The following is a 23,819-nucleotide window of genomic DNA, read 5'->3' on the forward strand; positions in this document are numbered from 1 at the left end:
AGTTTTTTTGTTGTCCTGTTTTTTACCTCTTTTCCATTCTGAACTATGAGCAAGAAAGCCTCTTGTGGAGAGGTTAGAGAGCTATGCTATCAGTGTAGTGAAACAGTGATGCTTGCATTGCAAATTCGTAGAGAGAGTTATCTGGATTGAAGAGAGCATGGTGCAATGAAGCGGATATGCCAATAGCATAGCTGGTGTTCATATTAATGGCAGAGAAGCTATTAATGCAAATGTAGTAGTGTGTAGATTATACTATGAGGATAGTATTTTTTTTACTACGTTCCATTACTCTCAACGCCAGGGGCGATAAATGTGAAGGTAGCCCATTCCTCTGTCTGGTTTCTATAATGGATGGTTGGTGAGACAGGAGTGTTTTTTTGTATGTCCGAGCACGCGAGTATTCGCCTGGTGATCCGTGGAGATGATCTAGGCACATTCCAGGCTTCGAATGAGGCTATTTTTGCAGCTTTTACCAATGGTGTTCTACGTAATACGTCGCTGATGATGCCAGCGCCCTATGTTGAACAGGCTGCTCAACAGGCTAAACTGCATCCAGAGCTTTGTCTGGGGCTCCATGTGACACTGACCTCAGAATGGGATCAGCCGCGCTGGGGACCAGTCTCGCCCGTGGAGAGCGTCCCATCACTGGTTGATGAGCAGGGCTATTTTTTTCGTACCCCAATGGACCTCTTTCAGCATGGATTTAAAATGGAAGAGGTTGTACGAGAGGTTCGTGCTCAATTGGAGCTCTCACGCAAGCTTGGTCTTCAGCTACGCTATATTGATGAACATATGGGGGTCGGGTGGATATTTCAGCAGACAAAAGAGTATCGCATCACAGATGCACTGCGTGTCCTAGCACAAGAAGAAAAGTTAGTCTTAGACAGTGACCTGCATCTTCCAGGCTTTTATTATTCAACAGTTGAGGATCTCCCAGGTTATTTACAGAGTCTGAGCGCAGGAACTTACCTATGGGTAACACATCCTATGGTAGATAATGAAGAAGCGAGACAGATCACCGGTGATGGTTTACGTGCAGGTGAGGTGGCTCGCCAGCGCTTCTGGGATTATCAGGCTTTATGTGATCCACGTGTTGCTCAATTGCTTCGTGAGCATGAGGTTGTGCTGGTCCATTATAACGATTAAGGGCAAGGGTCAGCGGCCCTGAGACGGTCAGGCAAGATTCTGTTTCCAGGTGATGGTGATGTTTCCACCACTGCCTACTTCAGTTGCATCTGCCAGCAGTGTGCCAGTCAGGCCCCGCATTTGAATACGCTCATGTGGTTGCTTAGTGAGTGGTGTGAGAAGTTGCGTAGAGATAGAGCGCACCTGGCAATTGTGAAAGACCACAGGCTGTAACGTGGGCAAAGGAGTATTATAGCCACGCTCGAGGATGAAGTCAGCGCTACGTGTATCGGCGGCCGGTCCAAATGTCTGTGTGGCATACGTGCCAGTGGTCAGGTCTTCAATAAACATCGTTGCATTGGCTGTGACACTGGCCACCATCTGATCAGTACAATTGACAGAAAAAACAAAGCGTGCAAAGGGATTAGATGGATCGGCGAGGTTCTCAACCCAGGCTTTATAGGTAACGGTTGGCTTGCCTGTCAAGATACTATAGTCCTGTTCTGTGCCAGTCTGAACAAGATTGGTATTATTCAAGCCGCCCAGGCCCACCCAGGTGGATGAACTTCCAGGGAGGCCAGTCTGTGTCAGACAGGGGACGCGCCAGCTGGCCGTTGCAAAAGAATATCCTTGACTTCCAACTGCTAAGCCACCTGCCCAGTTAATCGAAGAAGTAAGAGGCATTGCCATATGTTTAGTGTTACCAGGGATGGATTGGCAGGAGCGTGTATGGGCGCTGCGCAGGATAAAGACCCATTGTGCATAATTTTCGCCGGGTCTGTAGGGTGGTAGACCATATTGAGAAAGTTGTTGCGGCGAGAAGTGGCTGGGATCACTCCCCTCTGGTACTTGAAGGCATGGCTCGGTGAATGAGCGAGCATGGCTCTGTGGAAAAAAGAGCAGCATACTCAGTATGACCATAAACATACCCAGTCTCCATAAAGGCGTTAAACATGGCTGAAAGACGAGCCCCCGCATAGAGAAATTATCCTTTCTGTGAGTAAAGAGCAACAAAGAGAGACATTTCTTACAACGCCTCTTTCCTAAGAAATGTGACCCATGCATTCTTTTTCAGCAAATTTCATCATCCGATAAATCCGTAACTAATCCTTCACAAAAATAGGAGTTTGACGCTTCGTGCACTCTTTGTTATGCTAGAGTTCAGAGATAAGGAGGTGCCACCATCGATAGTCAAGAATGTGAGCTGTATTTTACGGCTTTAAATGAAGAGCTGGCCCAGCGCCATATCGGAAAACCTGTCCGTCTTCTCCTCATTGGAGGCGTTTATATGATGTATTTCTTTGGTAATCGTCCCTCGACCAAAGACGTCGATATTGTGCCATTGACCTTTCCAGATACCATGAATGCAGATAAAGAGACCAAAGCCTTTCGTTCAGCTGTCAATGCGGTTGCTAAAACGTATCACCTGCATCGGGATTGGATGAATGATGTGGCCGCTTCATTTACACCAGAGATTAAAGAGGTTGTGATCTGGCGTGAATATTCGAACCTTCATATCTTTGTACCCGAGGCCCAATGTGTCCTGGCTCTCAAGTTATTAGCCGGGCGAAGCAAAGACGCTGATGATATAGCGACGCTTTGTAAACATCTCCATATCGAGACGCGTGAGCAGGCTCAGGCCCTGGTAGATAAATATGCGGATAAGGCCTGGCAGCAAGAATGTGTACTGGAAGAGACCCTGGATGCTTTATTTTAGAGGCCCTCGTTCTTTTTTAGTCTACAGGTTGCATCTTCTTTTCGGTAGCCATGTTATAATGAGCAAGAGAGAGGAGGAACAGCTATGTGGGCTGAATTACAAACTATGCGCATGACCTATCAGGAGATTGTTCAGGAGATCCGACCCTGGAATGCATTAGGCGATTTTATGAATTACTTTTTTGGCTATACTCCTGACCGTCGCGATGAATTGGTGCGAGAGCCATTGGAGGTCCCCGTCAATGGTTCGACAGAGGCACAGCGTTGGGCTGTTTTTTGTGCGGCTGCCGTTGAATATCTTTGCCATACTTACAATCTTATCTGCCCAGATTGGGTCGCTGCTTATCAGGGACTGGCAGAGCCCTGGTTCGAAGGATTAGGGGCCGATAAACCCCATGTACAAGAGCGCTTACGTCGTGATACACCTGAAGCCTTTGCCAAACGCAATATCTTTTGCGGCACACGTGTCTTTTCCAATAAATATGAAGCAGCCAAGCTGCGTCCCCGCCTATCAGCCTGACTTATCTGTCTTCTATTTTTCACACCTTTAAGGCTCTCTTCACGAGACCAGGAGCCAGAAGATCGATGCATATCAATCTTCTGGCTCTAACCGTTGTTATACGCTCATGGGGCCTGTGCCAGATTGAGTGTTAGCCAAGTTGTGGAATGAGTGTACCAAGCTGTTCCATAAAGCGAAGCTGCTCATCAATGGGGGTATCGAGCTGACCTGGATCAAAAATAACCTGATCAACACCTAATTTTTGAACGCGGAAGAGATCTTCGGTGATGCTCTCAAATGAACCCGTAAGAGGGAGCTGCTGGCCTGGAATATCCACGACTCTGATGATAATCTGCAATTTTGATGCATCACGGCCAGCCTGTTGTGCAATGCCACGGAAGCCATAAACGATCTGCTCAAAAACTTCCCAGGGCATATTTCCGGGCATAATACCATCGGCGATTAAGGCTGCACGCTGTAATGCCGCAGGGACGAAGGCACCTAAAATAATGGGAATCCCGGTAGGATTGAAAGGCTTCGGACCAATCTCTGCTTCAGGAATGGTGTAGAAGCGACCATCAAACTTCACCGGATTTGAGCCCCAGACCGCGCGCAGGGCGTGGATATATTCTTCAAAGCCAGCTCCACGGCGCTTCATTGGTACGCCAGTGGTCACAAATTCATCTGGCATCCAACCCTGGCCAAAGCCAGCAATTGCTCGTCCGCCACTTAATTGATCAATGGTTGCAAAGCGCTTTCCCAGCACAACGGGAGGGTGAAATAATGCGTTGACCACGCCGGTCCCTAGCTTGACGCGCTCGGTTTTTGCAGCTACATAGGCCAATGTTTCCAGGGGATCATAACAGGAACCGTAAAGATGTGATTGCACCATTGGCTCACCGCCCAGGACACCAGGAATAGGACGGGTAGGACGCAAGAGGTGCTCATATGTCCAGACCGAATCAAAGCCCAATCTCTCTGCCTCTTGTGCAATTTGAACGATGGTCTGGGGTGAGACAGTGTTACCGCCGTGAGGTAATCCAAATCCTAGTTTCAAGTACAGAATCCTTCCATAATACAGGGATAACCATTTAATAGGGAACTAAATTTCCAAGAAAGTTCTCTGGAGCAAAATAATATATTCCACTCTGCTCATAGTATATCAGCATATTGATTGATATATCTAGTCTCTTGCCATCTCTACCCTGGTAGAGAGGCTCAACCTTCTTTTCTCTCTTTACTGGTATCTGGTTATATAGTTTGATGCGAATGGTTTCCATAGTTTTTTTGACGAGATAATTGAGTTTCTTGTTGCATAGTGGAAACGTATCTAAGAGTAGGATAGAAAAACTTCTTTCACTTGTGAGAGAGATGAGACTGAAAGCGATAAAGAATATGGCGATGGAGACAGAAATTTTAGGGCTGCATCATATTTCAGCCATTACAGGGAACCTGTCAGCGAATATTGATTTTTATACACGGGTGCTTGGCTTACGATTGGTCAAGGTCACAGTAAATTTTGATGACCCCAGTTCTTATCATCTCTATTATGGCGATGGGGTAGGACATCCTGGCACAATTCTTACGTTCTTTGTCTGGCCGGGTGCAGATCGAGGACGTTTAGGGGTGGGGCAGGCTGCATTAATCTCCTTTGCAATTCCGCAGTCGGCATTTGGGTATTGGGTGAATCGCTTCCATGAGCTCAATATCACCTATCAGGGTCCAACGCGCCGCTTTGGCGAACAGACGCTGGTTGTACGAGATCCAGATGGGATCTCGATTGAGCTTGTGGCCTATGCTGGTCCGTTAGCACAGACCAGTTGGGAGGGAAGTATTATACCAGCAGAGTCAGCTATTCATGGGTATGCTGGTGCCACTCTCTGGGAGGATGACGCCGATGCAACCGGCCACTTTCTTACTGAGGTCATGCGTTTTCATAAAGTAGCTGAAGAGCAGCAGACGCTTCGCTATGAGATTGGCCTGGGTGGAGCGGGGAGCAGGCTTGATGTGCGCCGGGCCTCTGGTTTTTGGGGAGGAACGATGGGGACAGGGCAGATCCACCATCTCGCCTGGCGGGTAGCAACCGACGATGTTCAGAAACAGTGGCGCGAACACTTACTGAAAAGTGAGGCGGAAGTTACTCCCATTCTTGATCGAAAGTATTTTCATTCTATTTATTTTCCAGAGCCTGGAGGGGTCCTGTTTGAGATTGCCACTGATCCTCCTGGTTTTACCGTCGATGAACCCGTTGAGCAGCTTGGTACCCGTTTGCAACTTCCCTCATGGTTGGAGCATGAGCGTGAAGAGATTGTTCAAGAGCTGCCACCGTTACCTGGACGCGTACAATAGAATCAGGAGGCCAATATGCAACAGAATAATGGACAATCGCAGCATCAGGAATTATGGCCAGCTTTGCCATTTGCGGACTGGAAAGAGACGTGTGAGACGCTGCATATGTGGACGCAGATTGTGGGGAAGCTTCGTCTTACGTTATGTTCACCGATGAATCACTGGTGGCAGGTTCCTCTTTACCTTACTACACGGGGGTTAACAACTTCTCTGATCCCTTATGAGAAGGGGGCATTTGAAGTCGAGTTTGATTTTTTACAGCATCTTTTGCGTATACAGACCAGTACTGGACAGAGTCAGACGCTTCCTCTGTCATCGCGCTCGGTGGCTGCTTTTTATCGGGATGTCATGCAGGCCTTGCATACATTGGGAATTGATGTACGGATCAATACTTTGCCGCAAGAAGTGAAGGAACCCATCCGATTTGAGCAAGATGAAGTTCATAAGACATATGATCCCGTCTTTGCCCATCGTTTCTGGAGGATCTTGATTCAGACACAGAATGTGTTAGAACGCTATCGATCTCCCTTTATTGGCAAGAGTAGCCCTATTCATTTCTTTTGGGGCAGCTTTGATCTTGCGCTTACCTTCTTCTCAGGACGGCGAGCCCCCGCACGAGAAAATGCTGATCCCGTGACTCGTGAAGCCTATTCGCATGAAGTCATAAGTGCAGGTTTCTGGCCTGGTAACGCCAGTTTTCCACATCCTTCATTCTATTCGTATACTGCTCCAGTTCCGACGGGATTGGCCACAGCCAAAATTCAGCCAGCAGCGGCCCACTACAATACCGATCTAGGAGAGTTTCTTCTGAGCTACGATGATGTTCGCCAGTCGGCCTCCCCTGAACAGATGATCCTTGAATTTTTCCAGAGCGGCTATGAGGCAGGAGCGCATCTGGCAAAATGGGATCGTAAAGAGTTAGAAAAGGTTATGTAGCGCTGTCTCACGTATTCCATTCTCTCTAAGGCCAACAAGGCCAGAATATTCTGGCCTTGTTTTCACGGTTGCTATTGATCAGCGTCCAGTTGAAACTCCTGAGTGGATTGTTTACTCACCTGTATCTTGTGTAATTTCCTGTGCCAGAGGCGATATGCTGCCAGCATGAGTACTAACAGGATAAGGAGGCAGGCTATGAGGAGCTCGATATTGAGAGTGCCGGATACAGAGGGCTGAACAAGTGACTTGCGATGAGTCGTCGTTATCTGACCGGAAGCAATCTCAACCTGGCCTCTTGTAGCCGTTGCTAGAGCTATCGGTGTAGAGGTTGGTGGAGGAGTAGAGAGAATATTCTGGCCTTGAAAGAGCACCTGTGCAAAGCCCTCCCAATGATAGGTATGACCATCAAGCATGATACTCCCAGAATAGTAATTTCCATTCGGACCAGATTGATAAGATTGCGACACCGCTGTTTTGAGTGCATTCTCTTGATCCGCAGAGAGCCCATGGAAATCGAAATTTAAGGTATTAATCATATGGGCAGTAGGAGAAGCAAAGTCGCCATTGAAGCCGCCAACCATCGGACCAAGAATAACTGGAAGATAGACAGTCGTATCTACCGTTGTACTGATTAGATTGACCGTTACACCATTTGTATCCAGCATAATTGCATCCATTGTATTATATGGTCCAGTTGTACGAGGCAGTTCACTTCCGCGTTGTAGGGCACTAATCTCTCCATTATAAACCTGCGAACCATCAAAATTTTTTACCCCTGGAACTGCCTGGCCGCCATAGTCGTTAATAGCATAATTTTTACCATCGGCCAGAATACCATAGTCCTGCCCTAGCATATAGCCATAATTATTGACGGTATTATATGCATGGATGCAGGCAAAGCCAGCAACCCCATTACTCAGGCTGGCATTGGCATAGTTGTTCACAACATAGCCTGTGAGCGCTCCATCATTGTTTCCTACAATTTTGCCATAATTGTTAAGCGTTCCTGTTCCTTTGGTAAAGACCGCGTTATTGCCAGTGATGACTCCTGTCTGGTTGTTCGTAATTGTCCCATCATACAGAACAATGCCATCATCATTTTCTTGTGAATAGCTATAGAACGGGTTATTTTTATCGCTAATAATCGGGAAATCGCCGATGGTGCCGTTATTTGTGACCTGACTGGGATGACCTTTGGGGTTATTGATGAATACAATCGAGGGTGCTTTATGATAATTATTGGCTGCATTGTGGAGGGGTTGGGGATACGCATTCAGTGTACCATTATTTACAAAGGTACCATAGGACATATAGACGACCTCATGATAGGGTGTCCCGTCGCTAGTAAGCAAAGGAGGCTCGCCACTTGGATCTGGCCCCATATTATAGAGATTTGCATTACTGGTAATGGTGACAGTGTAACCAACGTTCTCTTGTCCATAGAAATAGTCAATCTGTCCGTTAGCTGTGCTACCAGAACCTGTAACGGTAGTTCCATTTATAGTAAAATGGGGGCTATTCTGATTCCTCATGACTGGCTCTCCTGGGGGGCTATAATCGTGTAGATGGATTTTTCACCTATTCCTGCACTCTAGACAGGGGCAAGAATAGGTGAAAATGTGGATCTTATCAATCATTCTTACCAGATTATATGTGCTATTCTCTTTTAATAGCAGCAATTTGCGCCAGATGTAGGAGAAATGGCTTCATCATCTGATAGAAGGATCGGTCCATTTCGCTTTTTCTGGTGGTGGGACATAAGAGGCGAGGTCATTTAAAAGGTCGTCAGGGCTCGCTTGTGACTGGATAAGTTGCGCATGATGGGGCGAAATGAAGCCTTCTTGAGTGGTATGTGCTATTAGAGCAAGCAATGGATTGAAGTAGCCGGAGACGTTTAACAGGCCAATCGGTTTTTGATGAATTCCGATCTGTGCCCATGTAATAATCTCAAACAATTCATCATAGGTGCCAAAGCCGCCAGGTAAAGCAACAAATCCATTGGAAAGATCTGCCATCGTTGCCTTTCGTTCGTGCATATTTGCCACTTCATACAGGGTCGTGACACCTGTATGTGCCACCTCTTGAGGAAATAAAGCCTGTGGCATGACTCCAATCACCTCACCACCTTCAGCTAATACTGTATCTGCAATGACACCCATGAGCCCGACTCGCCCACCTCCATAGACGAGCCCCCAGCCACGAGTTACAAGGGCTTTCCCCAACGCTTGTGCCGCTTCTTGATACTCTGGTCTGACCCCTTTATTTGAGCCAGCATAGACGCAGATTCGATGCATTGGTTTTTCCTTTCCTACAGGAACGTATTCTCTATGTAGAAACATACTCTATTATAAGCAGTAAAACAAAAGAGAGGCGGCCTGGCTCTTCAGGCCGTCTGATCTTTGCTCATGTGAGAATGAAATGGTTGCTCAATGAGTCCGTAAGAAAGAGACGACTGCATCCAGGTAATGAGAGTACTGATCACGGCGGATATTATGGCTCGCGTCTGGAATCTGTACAATCTGACTGTCCTGCCAGGATCGAGCTGCTTCATAAGCGATCTCAGGAGATGTAATTGCACCAAGTTTGAGGTCGCCAAGTAAGAGCAAGACCGGACAGGTGATTCGAGGGGCAAGTTCTTGCCAGGAAGGGAAAGGGTTCTCCGGGCCCAGATGGGGGAGCAGAGATGAATTAAACTGAATTTTTGCGTCCAGCCAGGCAATAAGCTCTTCCTCTGACCAGGTGGGATGTTCCCGGCGCACAGTGCTCAGGCGCTCTTCGGGCGAAAGCTTTTTCAGCTCAAAGCTCTGGCGCACTCCTGGCAGCTCACGCGATGGTGGCTTCTCCCCTCTCTCTGTGGCTGCGGTTGCGAGAATCCAGGGAGGATCTTCGAGGACGAGGCTTCGTACTTGTTCAGGAATCGTGGCGGCCACCGTCGCTGCAATATAGGCTCCGAGCGAGTGACCAAGAAGGATCGGGCGCTCGAGTTCAAGCTGTTTTATTAATTCAATTATTGATGAAGAGAGGACCGAGGCTGAAAAAGAGCTCCCTAAATCACGAGATCGGCCATGGCCAGGGAGATCAATTAAAATCAGATCATAGTCCTGCTGAAGATCTCGTGCGAAACGCAGCCAGGTCGTGCTATTATTAGTCAAGCCATGCAGGAGGATCACTGGTGGTTTAGCGGATTGTCCTGTGCGCGAGTAAAAAAGCGTCAGCCCTTCGGTCTGAATAGACGCATGAACGATATGTTGTTGTGTCATACCTAAGTTCTATCTTTCTCTTTATTTTACAGATAGTGTACGATGAAATAAAACATCATGGCAAGGCCGCGTACATAACACTATGAGCTCGAATCGATCGGAATAACTCTATGCTGGTTGCAAGTAATAGTGAAGCGACCTTAGTACCCATGTGAAGAATAAAATAATAGTCTGAAAGGATTCTAAGAATTATGCACGTGCATTCGATTCATTCTCCCTATTTTCGGATTGAGCAGGTGGCCGAAGGCGTTTATGCAGCGATTGTCGTTGAGGGGATGGGAGCCTGGGGGAATGCTGGTATCATCAACCTTGGCCAGCAGACGCTTGTCTTTGATACCTTCTTTACCCCTGTGGCGGCGCAAGATCTACGTCAGGCCGCAGAGCTTTTGACTGGACGAGCTCCACGTTATGTTGTGAATAGTCATTTTCATGCCGACCATACCTTTGGTAATCAGGTATTTCAGGATGCGCTACTCATCTCATCGCAGCAGGTCTCTACCTTGATGAAGACCTTTCTTCCCCGTGAATTGGAAGAGTTGAATGAGAGTCGCCACTATTTTGAGCAAGGACTGGCAAAATCTCATGATCCACGTTTGCGCAAAGACTGGGCTCTCTTAGCGCGTGAATATCAGGCTCTGGCCGCCGCTGCCCCAACGCTACAGATTCGTTATCCAGATCTCACCTTTAAAGAGAGCCTGACGATTCATGGCACCGCCTATACAGCCGAACTCATCAGTTTTGTCGGTGGGCATACCCCTGGCGACACGGTCCTCTACCTTCCTGAGTGCAAGACCCTCTTTGCAGGCGATCTGGTTCAGGTGGCCTTCCATCCTTCAAGCAATCGAGCAAATATCTCTGCCTGGTATAGACACCTTGATCACCTGGCTACATTGACGATTAAGCAGCTTGTCCCGGGTCATGGGAATGTTGGTAGTGCGGAGCACATTCAGATACAGAGCCAGTACTGGCATGATATTCAAGCAATCGCACAGAAGCTAAAGCAGTCATCTGGATTGACGGAGCCAGTGATTCAGGAACCAGAACCGTATCAAAGCTGGTCGTCCCCTACCCTTTTTCAGCAAAATGTGCGCAATGCCATGAACTGGTCGTAATTGCCATCCTCAATCGTGAAGCTCTGATGCCAGCCTCTCCATAGCATCGTTTCCAGATGAGCCCCACCATAGCATCATTGCCCGTTGTCCAGTTTCCCATTGAGCGATGGAGGGGCTCACATCGTGGAGTGGGAGCAGAGGAAAGAGACAAGCGACTTTCCCTACTTTACAGTGTTATATCTGTTAAATGAGCAATATATGATAAGACAAGTAGGGCAGGTCGCTTGTCTCCTGCCTAAACATCCCTTTCCGCCATGTGAGCTCCACCATAGCACCATTGCCCGTTGTCCAGTTTCCCATTAGGCCATGGAGGGGCTCACCGAGCGGAGTGGGAGCAGAGGAAAGAGACAAGCGACTTTCCCTACTTTACAGTGTTATATCTGTTAAATGAGCAATATATGATAAGACAAGTAGGACAGGTCGCTTGTCTCCTGCCTAAACATCCCTTTCCGCCATGTGAGCTCCACCATAGCACCATTGCCCGTTGTCCAGTTTCCCATTGAGCGATGGAGGGGCTCACAGAGCGGAGTGGGAGCAGAGGAAAGAGACAAGCGACTTTCCCTACTTGGAAGTGCGATAAATGTTTCATGATTTATTTCGATTGTGAGCGGTAAAAGTAGGGAAGGTCGCTTGTCTCCTTCCAAAACGTGAAGATCCGCCATGCCAGCCCCACCATAACCTCTGTTCCCATTGAGCGATGGAGGGGCTCACCGAGCGGAGTGGGACGATCAGGAAAGAGACAAGCGACTTTACCTACTTGAAAATGTATGGTATGTTTTTTATGTATGATATCACAAGAAAAGCGCGGCACCTCCTTCCTAAACGTCCCATTCCACGATGGTAGCCCCTTCATAGTGCGGTTTCGCGTTGAGGAACTGTGTGAGCTTCTGTGGCGTTTTATCTCTCATTAGTGAACACTCGTTAAGAGGTAACGCACCATATTGGATTGCACCCAAATATCTTTAACTGCTTGATTTTCGCGTAGAAGCGTTGCATACTATAGATAACTTATGTATGAAGCTGAGATGATAAACACTTTATCAGGAAGGTATTTTACAATGCAGGGGCAAGAGACAGAGATGGAACCATTCTCTCCCGCCTTTCAGGCCAATCCCTATCCTTTTTATGAGCAGATACGTGCCACTGATCCTATTTATCAAGTTACGCTGCCGCATGGAGGGCGTGCGTGGTGGATCACTGGGTATGCTGATTCTGAGGCAGCGTTAAAAGATTCGCGACTGACAAAAAATCCGCAGGTGTCTTTACCACCAGACTTGGTTGAAAAATATGGTTCGGGACTGCTTGAGTTCTTTGAATTGATTACCAGCCATATGCTCTATACTGATCCTCCATCGCATACGCGCTTGCGGACCCTCATTGGTAAAGCATTCACGCCTGCTTTAATTGAACAATGGAGAGAGCGGGTGCAGGTCTATGCGGATGAGCTTCTGGATGCAGTACAGGACCAGGGCGAGATGGAGTTGATTACTGATTTTGCTTCTCCCATCCCGATGATGGTTATCTCCGAGATGCTGGGCATTCCCACCAGGGATCAAGAGCAGTTCCGTGATTGGACAACCATGCTTGTCGGCAATACTGCTGATCTGCGTACGCTCTTGCCGCTCTTACCCCAGGCTCAGGCCTTTGTTGATTACCTGTATGCATTAATTGGGCAGCGCCGTCTTCAGCCACAGACCGATGACCTTGTCAGTAAATTGGTTCAGGCGGAAGCAGAGGGCGAGAAGCTGTCTGAGCGAGAACTGATCTCAATGATCTTTCTCTTGATTATTGCAGGGTATGAGACCACCGTGAACTTGATCAGCAATGGCCTCCTGTCCCTGTTGCAGCATCCTGAGCAGTTAGCATTATTAAAAAGCGATCCATCGCTTCTGAAACCAGCAATTGAAGAGCTCTTGCGTTATAACGGTCCTGGCTTTGCGGCAACGAACCGGTGGGCGAATGAAGACTTTGAACTGGGTGGTAAACTGATTCGCCGTGGAGAACTTGTCGTTGTTGTGCTAGCTTCTGCAAATCGAGATGAGCAGCAATTCAGTCATGCCAACGAACTGGATATTACCCGCCGTGAGAATCGGCATCTGGCATTTGGAAAAGGAATCCACTATTGTATCGGTGCCCCATTAGCTCGTCTGGAGGGCCAGATCGCATTAGGAACATTGCTTCGTCGTTTTCCGAATATTCAACTGGATGGTGATGCTCAAGCATTGCGCTGGCGGAGCGGTGTGCTTATTCACGGCCTGGAGGCACTGCCGGTGCGTTTTTAACACGCTGTTCTTCTTTTCGTACGAGGGAGTGAACGGAGTCCTCTGCACGCGTTTGTCAAAGGGGCGTTCAAGATCAGCTAGTTTGATTTTGTCACCCTTCCCTCGTCTCTTTTTATGAAGAACATGGATTTCGAGCCTTCCCATCACAGAGGATAATGCATCGGAAACGAACCGTTCCCTACAATAGCGATGGTACCAGCTAATGTTCAATCCCGGACACAAAGTGCGGATGCGCGACTGAATTTTTGGATGTACCGCGCAGGTAATCTGGCCCCGCTAGCTATTTTTGGGTGGAAAGGATTGTTGTTCCAACTGTTCAATAGCTGAGCGAAGGACGAGCGGGACAGGATGCGGACGGCCTGTAAGATAATTGCACCAGACCATCACGGAGCGTCCAGTGGCAAAGAGCCGTTCAGGTTGGTGTCGATCACGAATGATATGGTCCATAAGAAAGCTCGTATTGCCTATCTGGCTCACCTTGATCCCTACCTCTGCGCGATCGCCACGTGTGAGGGGGAAAAGATATGTACAGGTAACCTCTTTCACCAGCATGCCATAGCGCGGACCATATGGGCCAGTCTGGATTCTTGGATTAGGTGGTATCGGGTCTTCATCATCGGGAGGCCATGGCGAAAGCCATGGCTTCAACTGATCAAAATAAAACCCCCGTGCCTCTTCGAAATAGATAAAATGGACCGTATTATTCACATGAGCAAGCGGATCCAGGTCGCGGATACGGATCTCCACTGGATACCAGCACTGGTAGCTATCTACTGCCATTGTCCCATTGTCCCTTCATCAGCGTTTACTCGCTCCTGGTATCTTTGTGCGTTATTGTCAGGTAGCCAACGAAGCCAATAATCAAAATCGTTAAGATTAGACTGACCACGCCGGTCCCTACTCCGGCCCCTCCCAGATCTTGTGGTTTTCCAACCCAGTCTGCAAATGAGGCACCCAGAGGCCGTGTTAAGATGTAAGCAAGCCAGAAGGCGACAATTTCATTGAGGCCAAAGAGCCAGTAAGCGAGAGCCGGGATCGCAATCAGGACGGCAAATAGGACGCCCGAAGCAAAATATCCAAGATTCCCAGTCGTAGCAGTGAGATCACCCGCTGCAGTTCCAAGTGCAAACGTTGCCATCACGGCGGCCCAATAAAAGACCTCGCGGCGACGGGTAAAGATACTATGAATAGATAGCGTCTTTTCGCTGAGATACCAGATGAGAAAGATTGCAATCAATGCAACTGAAAAGAGCGCTGTGGATACTATATAAGGGACCTTCAGACCGACGTGTAAGACATCGGCTGCCATGGTTCCAAAGACCGCGACCATCGCAATCGCCAGCCAGTAGATCCATGCCACATATCTGCGCACGATAAACTGAAGGAGAAGTGCAACAACAAAAGCTGTTCCAGCGAGTGCTACTGCAATCAGTGGATCGAGTTGATGAGCCAGATAGTCGGAGGTAACCTCACCCATCGCCGTGGTCAATAGCTTGATGATCCAGAAATAGACCGTAATTTCCGGAACCTTTCTCAATACTTGCACCATACGAGGTGGCCTTTGACTACTGGATGATGGATTGCTTGCGTTCGCAAGCGGTGATGCGGCCAAATTGGCCTCCCTATCGGGTTGATGAGAGGGTGTGGTCTTACTCAAGTACGTATTCTCCTGGTGATAAGAACAAAATAATAGCTCACTTTTAGAATGCCTTTTTAGCATAGAGAAACAGTCTTAGTCTGTCTTAGCATCTGGAGAGAGTGGATGTCAATAAAACCACGTAGTATGAGAAGAGAAGGCTACTCCAGTTAGATAAAGGGAGATTTCTGGCTGCCCACGCCTTTTGTCTCAGTTTGAAATACCGCAAGGCCAGCAAAGTCTCTGGTAAGTGGATGCGTAGTCATCAGTTGGTAGCCCTGCCTTTGGAGCAGATCCAGGGCCTCACGAGCTGAGTAACAGCGCTTAAGACGCGAACCAAAGACCGCGCCAGCGGAAGAAGTCACAATATTTCTGAAGAAGAGATCGATCTCATGATCGGTGGAGATGAGATCGCGAAGCCCTGATATCCTTGCCTCGCGAATAAGCTTTCCCAGTGTGGCATGGTTCTGTGTGTTATCAATGACCATAACAGTGCTATCCATGGTTGTGCCGATCTCTTCGGGAAGAGCTGCCACACCCACATAGGGGACCAGATAGTTTGTATGCGTGACCTTTTTGAGGATGCCATCGGAGAGCCCATAGCAAGCTATCCCTTGCCGCATGAGCTGTGTGAGAAAGCGATCATCTCGTGCTGCAAGATGGTAAAAAATATGCTCAAGATGCATATCAGCAGCCAGAGCTCGCTCAATATTTTCGATCCCTTCAATGAGGCACTTCTTCAGGCGCGCTCGTCCAACTGCCGAGGTGAGTGTTCTGGCCTCGACAATACGTGGATCTTTAATCGTCGTGATATCCTCAAAATAAATCATTGCCTCTTATTCTAATTGACTCGGCAGAAAAATACAACTCTTCCTGGAGCAATGGGGCACTGAGAAAGATGGGACGCTCTTCTGAGCAGAGGGAGACGTGTTGTAGAATAAAGAAGAGTTTTTTGTAGAGCCTTAAGAAGAAAGTGAGTCTATATATGCAACCCTCACAGATAGTGCCAACAACAGATCAGCTTGATGTCCTTTTCAAGACAGTAGATGGTATTGATCTCTTTATGGATATCATTCGCCCACAGGAGCTTCCAGCAGAGCCCTTACCCGTAGTCATATATATTCATGGTGGAGGTTGGGAGTCTGGCGATCGGAAGGGACGCAATGGAGAATCTTTTGCCCGGCAAGGATTTTTTACGGCCAGCATTCAATACCGGCTCTCGCATCAGGCAACCTTTCCAGCACAGATTGAAGATGTAAAGGATGCTGTGCGCTGGCTACGTTCGCATGCTGAGGAGTACCATATTGATCCTGCACGTATTGGCGTTATAGGGCATTCTGCTGGCGGTCATCTGGCAGCCTTATTGGGTACCTCTACGGCAGGAGAGCCGACAGACGACCCGAAAAGTGCCAGCGTGCAGGCGGTCGTTGATCTAAGTGGGCTAACCGACCTGCAAAAGTTGGGTGATTGGTATGATGCTCCAACCTCGTTTGTATCCAGGTTTCTGGGAGGATCGGCGCAAGAGATGGTACAGCTGGCGCGTCAGGCAAATCCCATTAGCTATGTGAACTGGGATGTACCCCCGTTTCTGATTATCCATGGCGATCAGGATGAGGCTGTTCCCTATACTCAGGCAGAGCTTCTGGCGGCAGCGCTAAAAGAAGTGGGTGGAGACGTCACGCTCAAGCTTTTACCGGGCGAGAATCATACGTTTAGCGCTCAGAGTCAGGATGGCTTTGATAAAGTGTATCAGGATGCTTTGATCTTCTTTCAACACCACCTTGCAAAGAAGTAATCTTCCTTGTAAAGCAACGCAGGGCAAGAAAACAACTTTGAACGCTGACCTTCAGTACTGCACTATTGACGTATGAGATCGGCTTGAGCCGTGTGTTGTTGATATTCCCTGCAAAAATAAGCTAAAATGGTTCTCATTATAGCGGCCAGACCAGATGTGGAGAGAGATGATTTATGACAAATATTCATCGTAATGATGAGCCAGGCTTCCAAAAATTTACATCGGCCTATGGGAATAAGCGGCAACAATTTGGCGAATTTTATCTTCCGGAACAGAGTGGTGTCCATCCAGTGGTCATATTAATTCATGGAGGTTTCTGGCGAGCCCCACATGGGCTATCATTGATGTCTGGTCTGGCTGAAGATCTGGTTCAGAGGGGCATTGCAGTCTGGAATATTGAGTATCGTCGTGTTGGCGATCCTGGTGGAGGCTGGCCTGGAACGCTACAGGACGTAGCGCGGGCGGCAGATTATCTGAAGCGTCTGGCGAAGACATTCCCGATCGACCTGCAACGTGTTGTAGCTGTTGGTCATTCCGCTGGCGGACATCTGGCGCTCTGGCTTGCCGCACGTCGCCAATTCAAGCCTGGAAGTATTCTAACCAGAACGACTCCACCTCTGGAACTGGTAGGGATTATCAGCCAGGCGGGCGTTTCTGACCTGACGATTGCCTGGCACGAGCACCTGGGCGGTGATGCAGTCGTTGAATTTCTGGGTGGTGAGCTGGATGAAGTCCCTGAACGCTATACCGAGGCCTCGCCCACATCATTTTTGCCGCTTGGTCTGCCACAGGTGCTCATTCATGGAACGGACGATACAAGAGTCCCCCTCTCAATGAGTCAGAGCTATCTCGCCCATGCAATAGAGGCAGGTGATGATGTCCATTTAATCACGCTTGAGGGGGCTGACCATTTTGTCGTTATTGATGCAGCATCATTGGCATGGAAACAGACAGTCAGTGAGATTGAGAGCCTGTTAGAGCCTGCTAGCGAGCATCTATAGGTAGATAGGTATATTTAAGAAAAGTTGTAAAATCCTGCATCTCCTGTTGATAGATTTCTAGCTTTTCAGCAACCTGTGCCATCGTACGTTGTGCTTGATAGTCTATCCCGTGGGATTGTAAACGACTGTAGCCAAAGCTGTCGCTATGAAGGTAAAGTTGCTGGTCGTAGGGAACCTGACGAGTCGCATAAAAAGCCTCAAGCGCCTGATGAACTAACCATGCCCCTCGATAGTATAGCTTTCTGCTCTTCATGGGCCAGGCGAAAGATTGTTTCTGTGAGCGTGTGCAAAATCTCTCTTGATGCATGCTGCTCCTCTGCATCCTGCAATTGTTTATTTGCTATATTGGCCTGATGCCGAATCTCCTCCGTCCCTACCGCGTGAAAATCCACCCATGGAGCAGGGGTGCCATGGTCAAGATGGCCCTCACAAGAAGAGGTTGTCTCAACTCCAAGCAGATTTAATGCGATAACCGTCTCCAGTATCCCTGGATCAATTGACTTGCCAGTCAGATCGGTCACAGATGCCAATTGAGAAGCTTGTTTATTCCAACCGGTGGGCTGTTGATCGTATGCCATCAAGGGGTCTTCTTTCTGTATATAATCAGAAACATATAGTAGAGCATAGTCACTATTTGGGCAAGTTGAGTGTGTACCGTCAAGAAGCAAGTGATTATGGAGAGGAGCTCTGGAAAAAGGCAATAAAAAAGACGCCCATCTCGGCGCCCTCATCAGACTATACATATAATTATACCTGCTATTTTCCAAAAAATCAAGCCTTTTTTGGGCGAATTGGCGAATTGGCGAATGGATGCGATTCACATCTTTGCTCCTTCCTCAGTTCCCATTCTGCTCTGTGAGCCCCTCTATGGCTCAATTGGCAAATGGAAAACGGGGAAAAGATGCTATGGTGGGGCTGGCATGGCGGAAAGGGAAATGTAGGAAGGAGACAAGCGACCTTCCATACTTGTTTTATCGCACATCGCATGAAAAAGTATATAATAAGCTGTGAAGTAGGGAAAGTCGCTTGTCTCTTTCCTCAGTTCCCACTCCGCTCTGTGAGCCCCTCTATGGCTCAATTGGCAAATGGAAAACGGGGAAAAGATGTTATGGAGGGGCTGGCATGGCGGAATGTCGAGATTTGGAAGGAGACAAGCGACCTTCCCTACTTGTTTTATTGAACATTGCATGAAAAAGTATATAATAAGCTGTGAAGTAGGGAAAGTCGCTTGTCTCTTTCCTCAGTTCCCACTCCGCTCTGTGAGCCCCTCTATGGCTCAATTGGCAAATGGAAAATGGGGAAAAGATGTTATAGTGGGGCTACCATGGCGGAGCTTGACGATTGTGGAAGGAGACGCCCTACTTGTATTGTGATATCTTGCTCATTTTAATCATGAAATATAGTAAAGTAGGGAAAGCGCTTGTCTCTTTCCTCAAAGAATGTAAGGAAGATGAAATGGTGCATAATTATAGAGATCTTCATCAGGCTGAGAGAGGCGTGCTGGAAGAGCTAGAGGCGCTCCTTCAGGCACAGGGCTTTCTTAATGAGGAGGAACTCCTTCCCAGAATATCTCAAGATCAGATTATCTCTCATGATCTGGGCGTCGTTGTCGAAAACCATACAGTTGTGGCTTTATCTCTACGCCATTGTAAGCTGAAGGCACTACCAGACTCTATCGATCGCCTTTCCAATCTTCGCGATTTAGATTTGACTGGAAATCAATTAGAGCTATTACCAGACTCTATAGGAGATCTTCGCAGTCTACAGCAATGTTATCTTGATGATAACCAGTTGAAATCGCTTCCTGAGACTATCTGTCAGCTCTCGCATCTAAGCGTTTTGCGCTGCTATAAAAATCGCTTGCATACTCTACCTGCATGTATTCATCAGCTAACCAACCTGACAGATATCAGTGTTGGTAATAATTGTCTGAGCACATTGCCTGACTCGCTCTGGCAATTAACAGGGCTGAAAGTGCTTAATTTAGCTGAAAATCAGCTTACAGAGCTCTCTGAAGAGATTGGGAAGCTCTCAGCAGTTCATACATTGGATCTTGGACATAATAAGTTGACCGAACTTCCCGAGTCTCTGCGTCAACTGACCAAGCTCACGCATTTCCTTTATCTCAGCAATAATCGTATCGCTTCTTTATCCCCAAAACTATTTGAACAGATGCAGACACTACGGTATCTCAACCTCTCCGATAATAGACTGACGGAGTTGCCAGCGAGTATTGGTCATCTCACCCATCTGGTTGAGCTACGTCTCTACAATAATCAATTGCAAAGTCTTCCCGACGAACTGGGGATGTTGACGCGATTGAGAGAGCTCCATGTGATGAATAACCAGCTTATTGACCTGCCCGTTGCGATTGGACGTCTAACACAATTGCGAGAGTTGCGTCTGGCTGGTAATCGGCTGGCGAAGCTTCCAGATTCGATAGGAACTATGACCCATCTCACTCTGCTTGATCTTCGTAATAATCGAGTATCCAGTCTGCCAGAACAGATCGGGGACCTGACCCATCTCACATGGCTCGATCTGCGTGCGAATGGTTTCGCATCTCTTCCTGCAAGCCTTGGAACGCTGTCTCATCTGGAAAAGTTGGATCTACGCTGGAATAGAATCCCTCCTGATCTGGAAGCGCTTCATCAACTTGAGCTGAACGGATGTGTGATTTACCTGTAACTATCTCTCTAAGTCGCATCAAAAATATTTCAAAAAGCGTGCAACGTATCATTAGCAGTAGTCGACTGCTCAGTTCAATTTTCAAGAGACGGGTAGCAGGCTTAATGTACACGTATCATTCACCGTATGAGTGGTCGACTGGCCTGTTGCAAAAACAAGGAGGTGGCGATGGAGATTTTTTTCGGCTTGCTAGCAGCTATTTGTTTTGGGCTGGCAGATTTTTTTGCCAGGGTAACCACTCATAAAGTAGGGGTATATCGTACGCTTTTCTATATGCATCTGGTTGGTTTTGGTGGTTTAACGCTGTTACTGCTCTTAAGTGGTGGTCTAGCACAACTTCATTTGCTTGAACGTCAGGCCTGGTTCTGGGAGACAGTAGCTGCTTTGATAAGTGTCTTTGGCTATATAGCGCTCTATCGAGCCTTTGAACTGGGTCAGTTGGCCATTGTCTCCCCCATCTCTTCAGCTTATGCTGCTGTAACCGTAGTCCTGTCAGCCTTTGCAGGAGAGCGCTTTACACTCATACAACTGTCAGGTATAGGGGCCATTCTGATTGGTGTCATTTTAACAACAATCAATATAGCGCCACATGAGCACATAAAGCCAGCCAGAACTCTTCATAAAGTAGTTCAAGCAAGTCGAAAGGGGCTGCCCCCAGGAGTGGGCTGGGCAATCGCTGCGGCTTTAGCGCTGGGAACCACTTTCTGGCTGCTAGGTTTTGCAGTCATCCCCAGACTGGGAAGTATTACGCCTCTCTGGTTTTTTCGCCTCGTTGCGATTGCTGTGATGGTACCGTTTATTAAACTGAGGAGAGAAAGCTTACAACCTCCTCCAAGAAAAATTGGAGGACTTCTGATCGTGATGGGTTTGCTTGACACAGGGGCCTTTATTGCAGGCAATCTAGGCATGGCGCTTGGAGCAGTAGCAGTTGTGAGCACCATTACTTCGCTCTATAGTACAGTGACGATTCTCCTGGCCTGGCTCTTTTTGCACGAGCGCCTACAATGGCAGCAATGGGGAGGCATTCTACTGATTATCCTGGGCATTTCCTTTACCCAGGCTCGCTAAGCAGAGCATTGCTTTTTTTCGGCTTGCGAAGCAGAGCCGAGTTTTTTTCAGGTAGAAGCTCCCCTTTGATTCTGCTCTCAGATTATTTGTTCAGGTAGTGGGCTTCAAAGCGTTTGAGATCGGTGCGGTTATTGATGAAAATTACTTTCTCCTTGTATCGTGCAAGATATTCGGTGACAAATTGGCTGGTTGGTGGCGCAACAAGGTTTCCATAGGCCTCAACGTACATCTTTACAAACTCTCTTGAGGGCACAGTACCCTGGTGAGCTTCAATATACTCAAGAAGATGTTGTATTGATGGTATCTCCTGCTCATACTGATTAAGGCAGTAGCGGCGAGTGTCTTTTATAAGCTTGATAAGTGCCTTGATTCCGTTAAGCCCTGGATAAGCCTGAGTGCCACGCAGGCTATTGAGGAGGTGCCGACGTATTATGCGTTGTGCAAGCACAGGCCAGGGTGCCGACAAAACAATAATGTGGTCTGCATGATAGAGCATTGCCTCTGTAAAAATGAGATAGATGCCTTCTGTAATCCAATCTGGCTGTTCGGCAATGTCAACCTCATTCTCTTGTTTCCAATTCACTTTATCCAGATCATAATGGGGGATCTGTAATGTAGAAGAGAGCCTCTGCGCGAGCGTTGTTTTTCCACTGCCAGATCCCCCAATAATATGTATTTTTACCACGATGAATCCTTCCCTTTGCTGAGCAAAATGAGTATCAGGTTGTTATAGATCGTGGCATGGAGAACAGAAGGAGAAGCAACCCTGTTTGGTAGCAGAAAACGTCTATTGCTGTGACTGATGGATGTAAGGCGAAATGAAAAGAAATTCTACTAGAGCAATCTATCCCAATGCTTCCTCTGTCTCAATGCCTCAGGTACGACAAGATTATTCTCATCTGCTCTGATTGAGCGTGATAGAGAAGAAATCCTGTCGCTTATGACGAGAAAAGGCTTTGATTCATTGTTAGCAATTTGGCATAGGTTACTATTCCTTTAGATTTTTATAGAAAATGGTACTAGTAATGTACAATATCTATCTATTTATCGTCAAGCAATAATATGGAATGAGTAAAATTTGCGCTCTATGATCTACCATGATACGTGGAGATCTAATGAAGGGGATGCAGGCATTACCTTTCCTTTTGTTCTCCATAGTTGTTATTTTTTACTGAGAAATGCGACATATAGATAATGGGATAGATGTGAAAATTCCCCTTTGGTATGTGCAATAGAAACAGAGCTTCTCATAGATCGATGCTGTGACCAGGAGATGACAGAAAAGAGGGAACATGATGCTAAATGGCACGTTTAATTACACTTTTAAAGAAGAGGATGTTCGCTATTCGAGTGGAGATCTGTCGTTAGCAGGCACCCTATTGTTGCCAGAGACCGATCGATCATGTCCAGCCGTGGTCTGTGTTCATGGATCAGGACCCGAGACGCGGAGTAGCACACGCCACATTGGTGAACTCTTTGCGGAAAAAGGAATCGCAGCGCTCATCTATGATAAGCGTGGTACTGGTTCATCCATGGGCAACTGGTTCAAAGATTATTGGTCGTATCGTGAACTGGCAAATGATGCTCTGGCAGGCGTGCAATTTTTAAAGAGCCGCCCGGAGATTGATGCCAGTCAGATTGGATTATGGGGCTTAAGTGAGGGCGGTTGGGTCGCTCCTCTGGCTGCTGCCTCTTCGCTTGACGTGGCTTTTCTCATTACAGCCTCCGCAGCGGGCATGAGCCCTTTACAGCAGGAGAGCTATCGACGTGGCCTGATAGATCGAGCGTCCCCTTCTGCCTGGAAGCGGCTATGGAGGAGGAGCATGACGCGCCTTTTGTTTGCTCTAGTTGCTTTCCCACCCTTAAAACTCCTGCCTGGCATTACAGGATTTAGTGCTCGCACCTTCGATTATGATCCTGTACCTGTCTGGAAGAACATCAAACAGCCAGTTTTAGCATTGTGGAGCGATGAGGATACGTGTGTTCCTCCACGTGAGAGTGCAGCAATTATAGAGAAGGCTCTTCAAGAAGGTGGAAATCGTGCTTACACGCTCTATACATTTCCTCATGGGGACCATTGTTTTTATTATAGTCAGGAAAATGCAGCAGGCCAGATGGTCTGGGATCTGGTGCCCGGATACAGCGAAATGATGACAAACTGGGTCAATTACCGTGGAGAACGAAATATCGCACTAAGTGTTCTTTAAAAAGACAATACTAGAGATAAGGCAACGAATCCAGACCGTGTGCACTTTCATCCTCTTGCGCGTATGTGATCGTCGCAATCAGATGAGCGTGCACACAGTGGATAGGGGGAGAATGGAGGAAAGAGACCTGATGGAGAAGGTTGTG

22 protein-coding genes are annotated in these 23,819 nt (G+C 47.6%); 12 read left to right on the plus strand and 10 right to left on the minus strand.

Annotation, left to right across the window (positions count from 1 at the left end; genetic code table 11):
• Nucleotides 1-381: 381 nt before the first annotated feature.
• Nucleotides 382-1,146: a ChbG/HpnK family deacetylase gene (locus tag EL628_RS22825; RefSeq protein WP_161975690.1), complete on the plus strand. Its 765-nt coding sequence runs from the start codon at nucleotides 382-384 to the stop codon at nucleotides 1,144-1,146.
• Between the two features lie 27 nt (nucleotides 1,147-1,173).
• On the opposite strand, the gene EL628_RS22830 is transcribed toward EL628_RS22825, so the two are convergent.
• Nucleotides 1,174-2,052 (minus strand): G1 family glutamic endopeptidase, encoded by an 879-nt coding sequence (locus EL628_RS22830; protein ID WP_161975691.1) that lies wholly within the window; start codon nucleotides 2,050-2,052, stop codon nucleotides 1,174-1,176.
• Nucleotides 2,053-2,413: 361 nt separating this feature from the next.
• Between EL628_RS22830 and EL628_RS22835 the strand changes: the two genes are divergently transcribed.
• Nucleotides 2,414-2,842: a hypothetical protein gene (locus EL628_RS22835; protein ID WP_126582324.1), complete on the plus strand. Its 429-nt coding sequence runs from the start codon at nucleotides 2,414-2,416 to the stop codon at nucleotides 2,840-2,842.
• 84 nt (nucleotides 2,843-2,926) lie between these two features.
• Entirely contained in the window at nucleotides 2,927-3,361 is a 435-nt protein-coding gene (locus EL628_RS22840) for a hypothetical protein (RefSeq protein WP_126582325.1), read from the plus strand.
• A 130-nt stretch (nucleotides 3,362-3,491) separates the two neighbouring features.
• Here the strand turns inward: EL628_RS22840 and EL628_RS22845 are convergent, their stop codons facing one another.
• The gene (locus tag EL628_RS22845) at nucleotides 3,492-4,397 is read right to left on the minus strand and encodes an LLM class flavin-dependent oxidoreductase (protein ID WP_161975692.1); all 906 of its coding nucleotides are present in this window, start codon (nucleotides 4,395-4,397) and stop codon (nucleotides 3,492-3,494) included.
• A gap of 344 nt (nucleotides 4,398-4,741) precedes the next feature.
• Between EL628_RS22845 and EL628_RS22850 the strand changes: the two genes are divergently transcribed.
• Together EL628_RS22850 and EL628_RS22855 are read left to right on the plus strand one after the other, a co-directional pair.
• Entirely contained in the window at nucleotides 4,742-5,689 is a 948-nt protein-coding gene (locus EL628_RS22850; RefSeq protein WP_174719974.1) for a ring-cleaving dioxygenase, read from the plus strand.
• Nucleotides 5,690-5,704: 15 nt separating this feature from the next.
• Nucleotides 5,705-6,625 (plus strand): DUF5996 family protein, encoded by a 921-nt coding sequence (locus tag EL628_RS22855; RefSeq protein ID WP_126582327.1) that lies wholly within the window; start codon nucleotides 5,705-5,707, stop codon nucleotides 6,623-6,625.
• Between the two features lie 71 nt (nucleotides 6,626-6,696).
• Here the strand turns inward: EL628_RS22855 and EL628_RS22860 are convergent, their stop codons facing one another.
• From EL628_RS22860 to EL628_RS22870, 3 genes are all read right to left on the minus strand, one after another.
• Nucleotides 6,697-8,157, minus strand: a complete 1,461-nt coding sequence (locus tag EL628_RS22860) for a hypothetical protein (protein ID WP_126582328.1) — start codon at nucleotides 8,155-8,157, stop codon at nucleotides 6,697-6,699.
• A gap of 177 nt (nucleotides 8,158-8,334) precedes the next feature.
• A complete protein-coding gene (locus tag EL628_RS22865) occupies nucleotides 8,335-8,919 on the minus strand; it encodes an LOG family protein (protein ID WP_126582329.1) in 585 nt (194 codons plus the stop codon).
• A gap of 132 nt (nucleotides 8,920-9,051) precedes the next feature.
• On the minus strand, nucleotides 9,052-9,885 hold the full coding sequence (locus tag EL628_RS22870; RefSeq protein ID WP_126582330.1) for an alpha/beta fold hydrolase: 834 nt from the start codon (nucleotides 9,883-9,885) through the stop codon (nucleotides 9,052-9,054).
• Between the two features lie 191 nt (nucleotides 9,886-10,076).
• Between EL628_RS22870 and EL628_RS22875 the strand changes: the two genes are divergently transcribed.
• Entirely contained in the window at nucleotides 10,077-10,997 is a 921-nt protein-coding gene (locus EL628_RS22875; RefSeq protein WP_126582331.1) for an MBL fold metallo-hydrolase, read from the plus strand.
• Nucleotides 10,998-12,076: 1,079 nt separating this feature from the next.
• A complete protein-coding gene (locus EL628_RS22880; RefSeq protein WP_245994381.1) occupies nucleotides 12,077-13,279 on the plus strand; it encodes a cytochrome P450 family protein in 1,203 nt (400 codons plus the stop codon).
• Nucleotides 13,280-13,555: 276 nt separating this feature from the next.
• Here EL628_RS22880 and EL628_RS22885 read toward each other — a convergent pair whose 3' ends face one another.
• From EL628_RS22885 to EL628_RS22895, 3 genes are all read right to left on the minus strand, one after another.
• The gene (locus EL628_RS22885; protein ID WP_126582333.1) at nucleotides 13,556-14,059 is read right to left on the minus strand and encodes an acyl-CoA thioesterase; all 504 of its coding nucleotides are present in this window, start codon (nucleotides 14,057-14,059) and stop codon (nucleotides 13,556-13,558) included.
• Nucleotides 14,060-14,084: 25 nt separating this feature from the next.
• On the minus strand, nucleotides 14,085-14,828 hold the full coding sequence (locus tag EL628_RS22890) for a COG4705 family protein (RefSeq protein ID WP_371859701.1): 744 nt from the start codon (nucleotides 14,826-14,828) through the stop codon (nucleotides 14,085-14,087).
• A 257-nt stretch (nucleotides 14,829-15,085) separates the two neighbouring features.
• A complete protein-coding gene (locus tag EL628_RS22895) occupies nucleotides 15,086-15,745 on the minus strand; it encodes a TrmH family RNA methyltransferase (protein ID WP_126582335.1) in 660 nt (219 codons plus the stop codon).
• Nucleotides 15,746-15,900: 155 nt separating this feature from the next.
• Between EL628_RS22895 and EL628_RS22900 the strand changes: the two genes are divergently transcribed.
• On the plus strand, nucleotides 15,901-16,710 hold the full coding sequence (locus EL628_RS22900; protein WP_126582336.1) for an alpha/beta hydrolase: 810 nt from the start codon (nucleotides 15,901-15,903) through the stop codon (nucleotides 16,708-16,710).
• Between the two features lie 173 nt (nucleotides 16,711-16,883).
• Entirely contained in the window at nucleotides 16,884-17,711 is an 828-nt protein-coding gene (locus tag EL628_RS22905) for an alpha/beta hydrolase family protein (protein WP_126582337.1), read from the plus strand.
• Between the two features lie 197 nt (nucleotides 17,712-17,908).
• Here the strand turns inward: EL628_RS22905 and EL628_RS22910 are convergent, their stop codons facing one another.
• Nucleotides 17,909-18,289, minus strand: a complete 381-nt coding sequence (locus EL628_RS22910; RefSeq protein ID WP_126582338.1) for a hypothetical protein — start codon at nucleotides 18,287-18,289, stop codon at nucleotides 17,909-17,911.
• A gap of 877 nt (nucleotides 18,290-19,166) precedes the next feature.
• Here EL628_RS22910 and EL628_RS22915 point away from each other — a divergent pair.
• Together EL628_RS22915 and EL628_RS22920 are read left to right on the plus strand one after the other, a co-directional pair.
• On the plus strand, nucleotides 19,167-20,399 hold the full coding sequence (locus EL628_RS22915) for a leucine-rich repeat domain-containing protein (protein ID WP_161975693.1): 1,233 nt from the start codon (nucleotides 19,167-19,169) through the stop codon (nucleotides 20,397-20,399).
• A 168-nt stretch (nucleotides 20,400-20,567) separates the two neighbouring features.
• Nucleotides 20,568-21,467 (plus strand): DMT family transporter, encoded by a 900-nt coding sequence (locus EL628_RS22920; RefSeq protein ID WP_161975694.1) that lies wholly within the window; start codon nucleotides 20,568-20,570, stop codon nucleotides 21,465-21,467.
• 82 nt (nucleotides 21,468-21,549) lie between these two features.
• Here the strand turns inward: EL628_RS22920 and EL628_RS22925 are convergent, their stop codons facing one another.
• Complete coding sequence (locus EL628_RS22925; RefSeq protein WP_126582341.1) at nucleotides 21,550-22,152, minus strand: P-loop NTPase family protein; 603 nt, start codon at nucleotides 22,150-22,152, stop codon at nucleotides 21,550-21,552.
• Between the two features lie 607 nt (nucleotides 22,153-22,759).
• Between EL628_RS22925 and EL628_RS22930 the strand changes: the two genes are divergently transcribed.
• A complete protein-coding gene (locus tag EL628_RS22930) occupies nucleotides 22,760-23,674 on the plus strand; it encodes an alpha/beta hydrolase family protein (RefSeq protein ID WP_126582342.1) in 915 nt (304 codons plus the stop codon).
• The last annotated feature ends 145 nt before the right edge of the window (nucleotides 23,675-23,819 follow it).

It is taken from the genome of Tengunoibacter tsumagoiensis (assembly GCF_003967535.1).
In the GTDB taxonomy this organism is placed as follows: domain Bacteria; phylum Chloroflexota; class Ktedonobacteria; order Ktedonobacterales; family Ktedonobacteraceae; genus Tengunoibacter; species Tengunoibacter tsumagoiensis.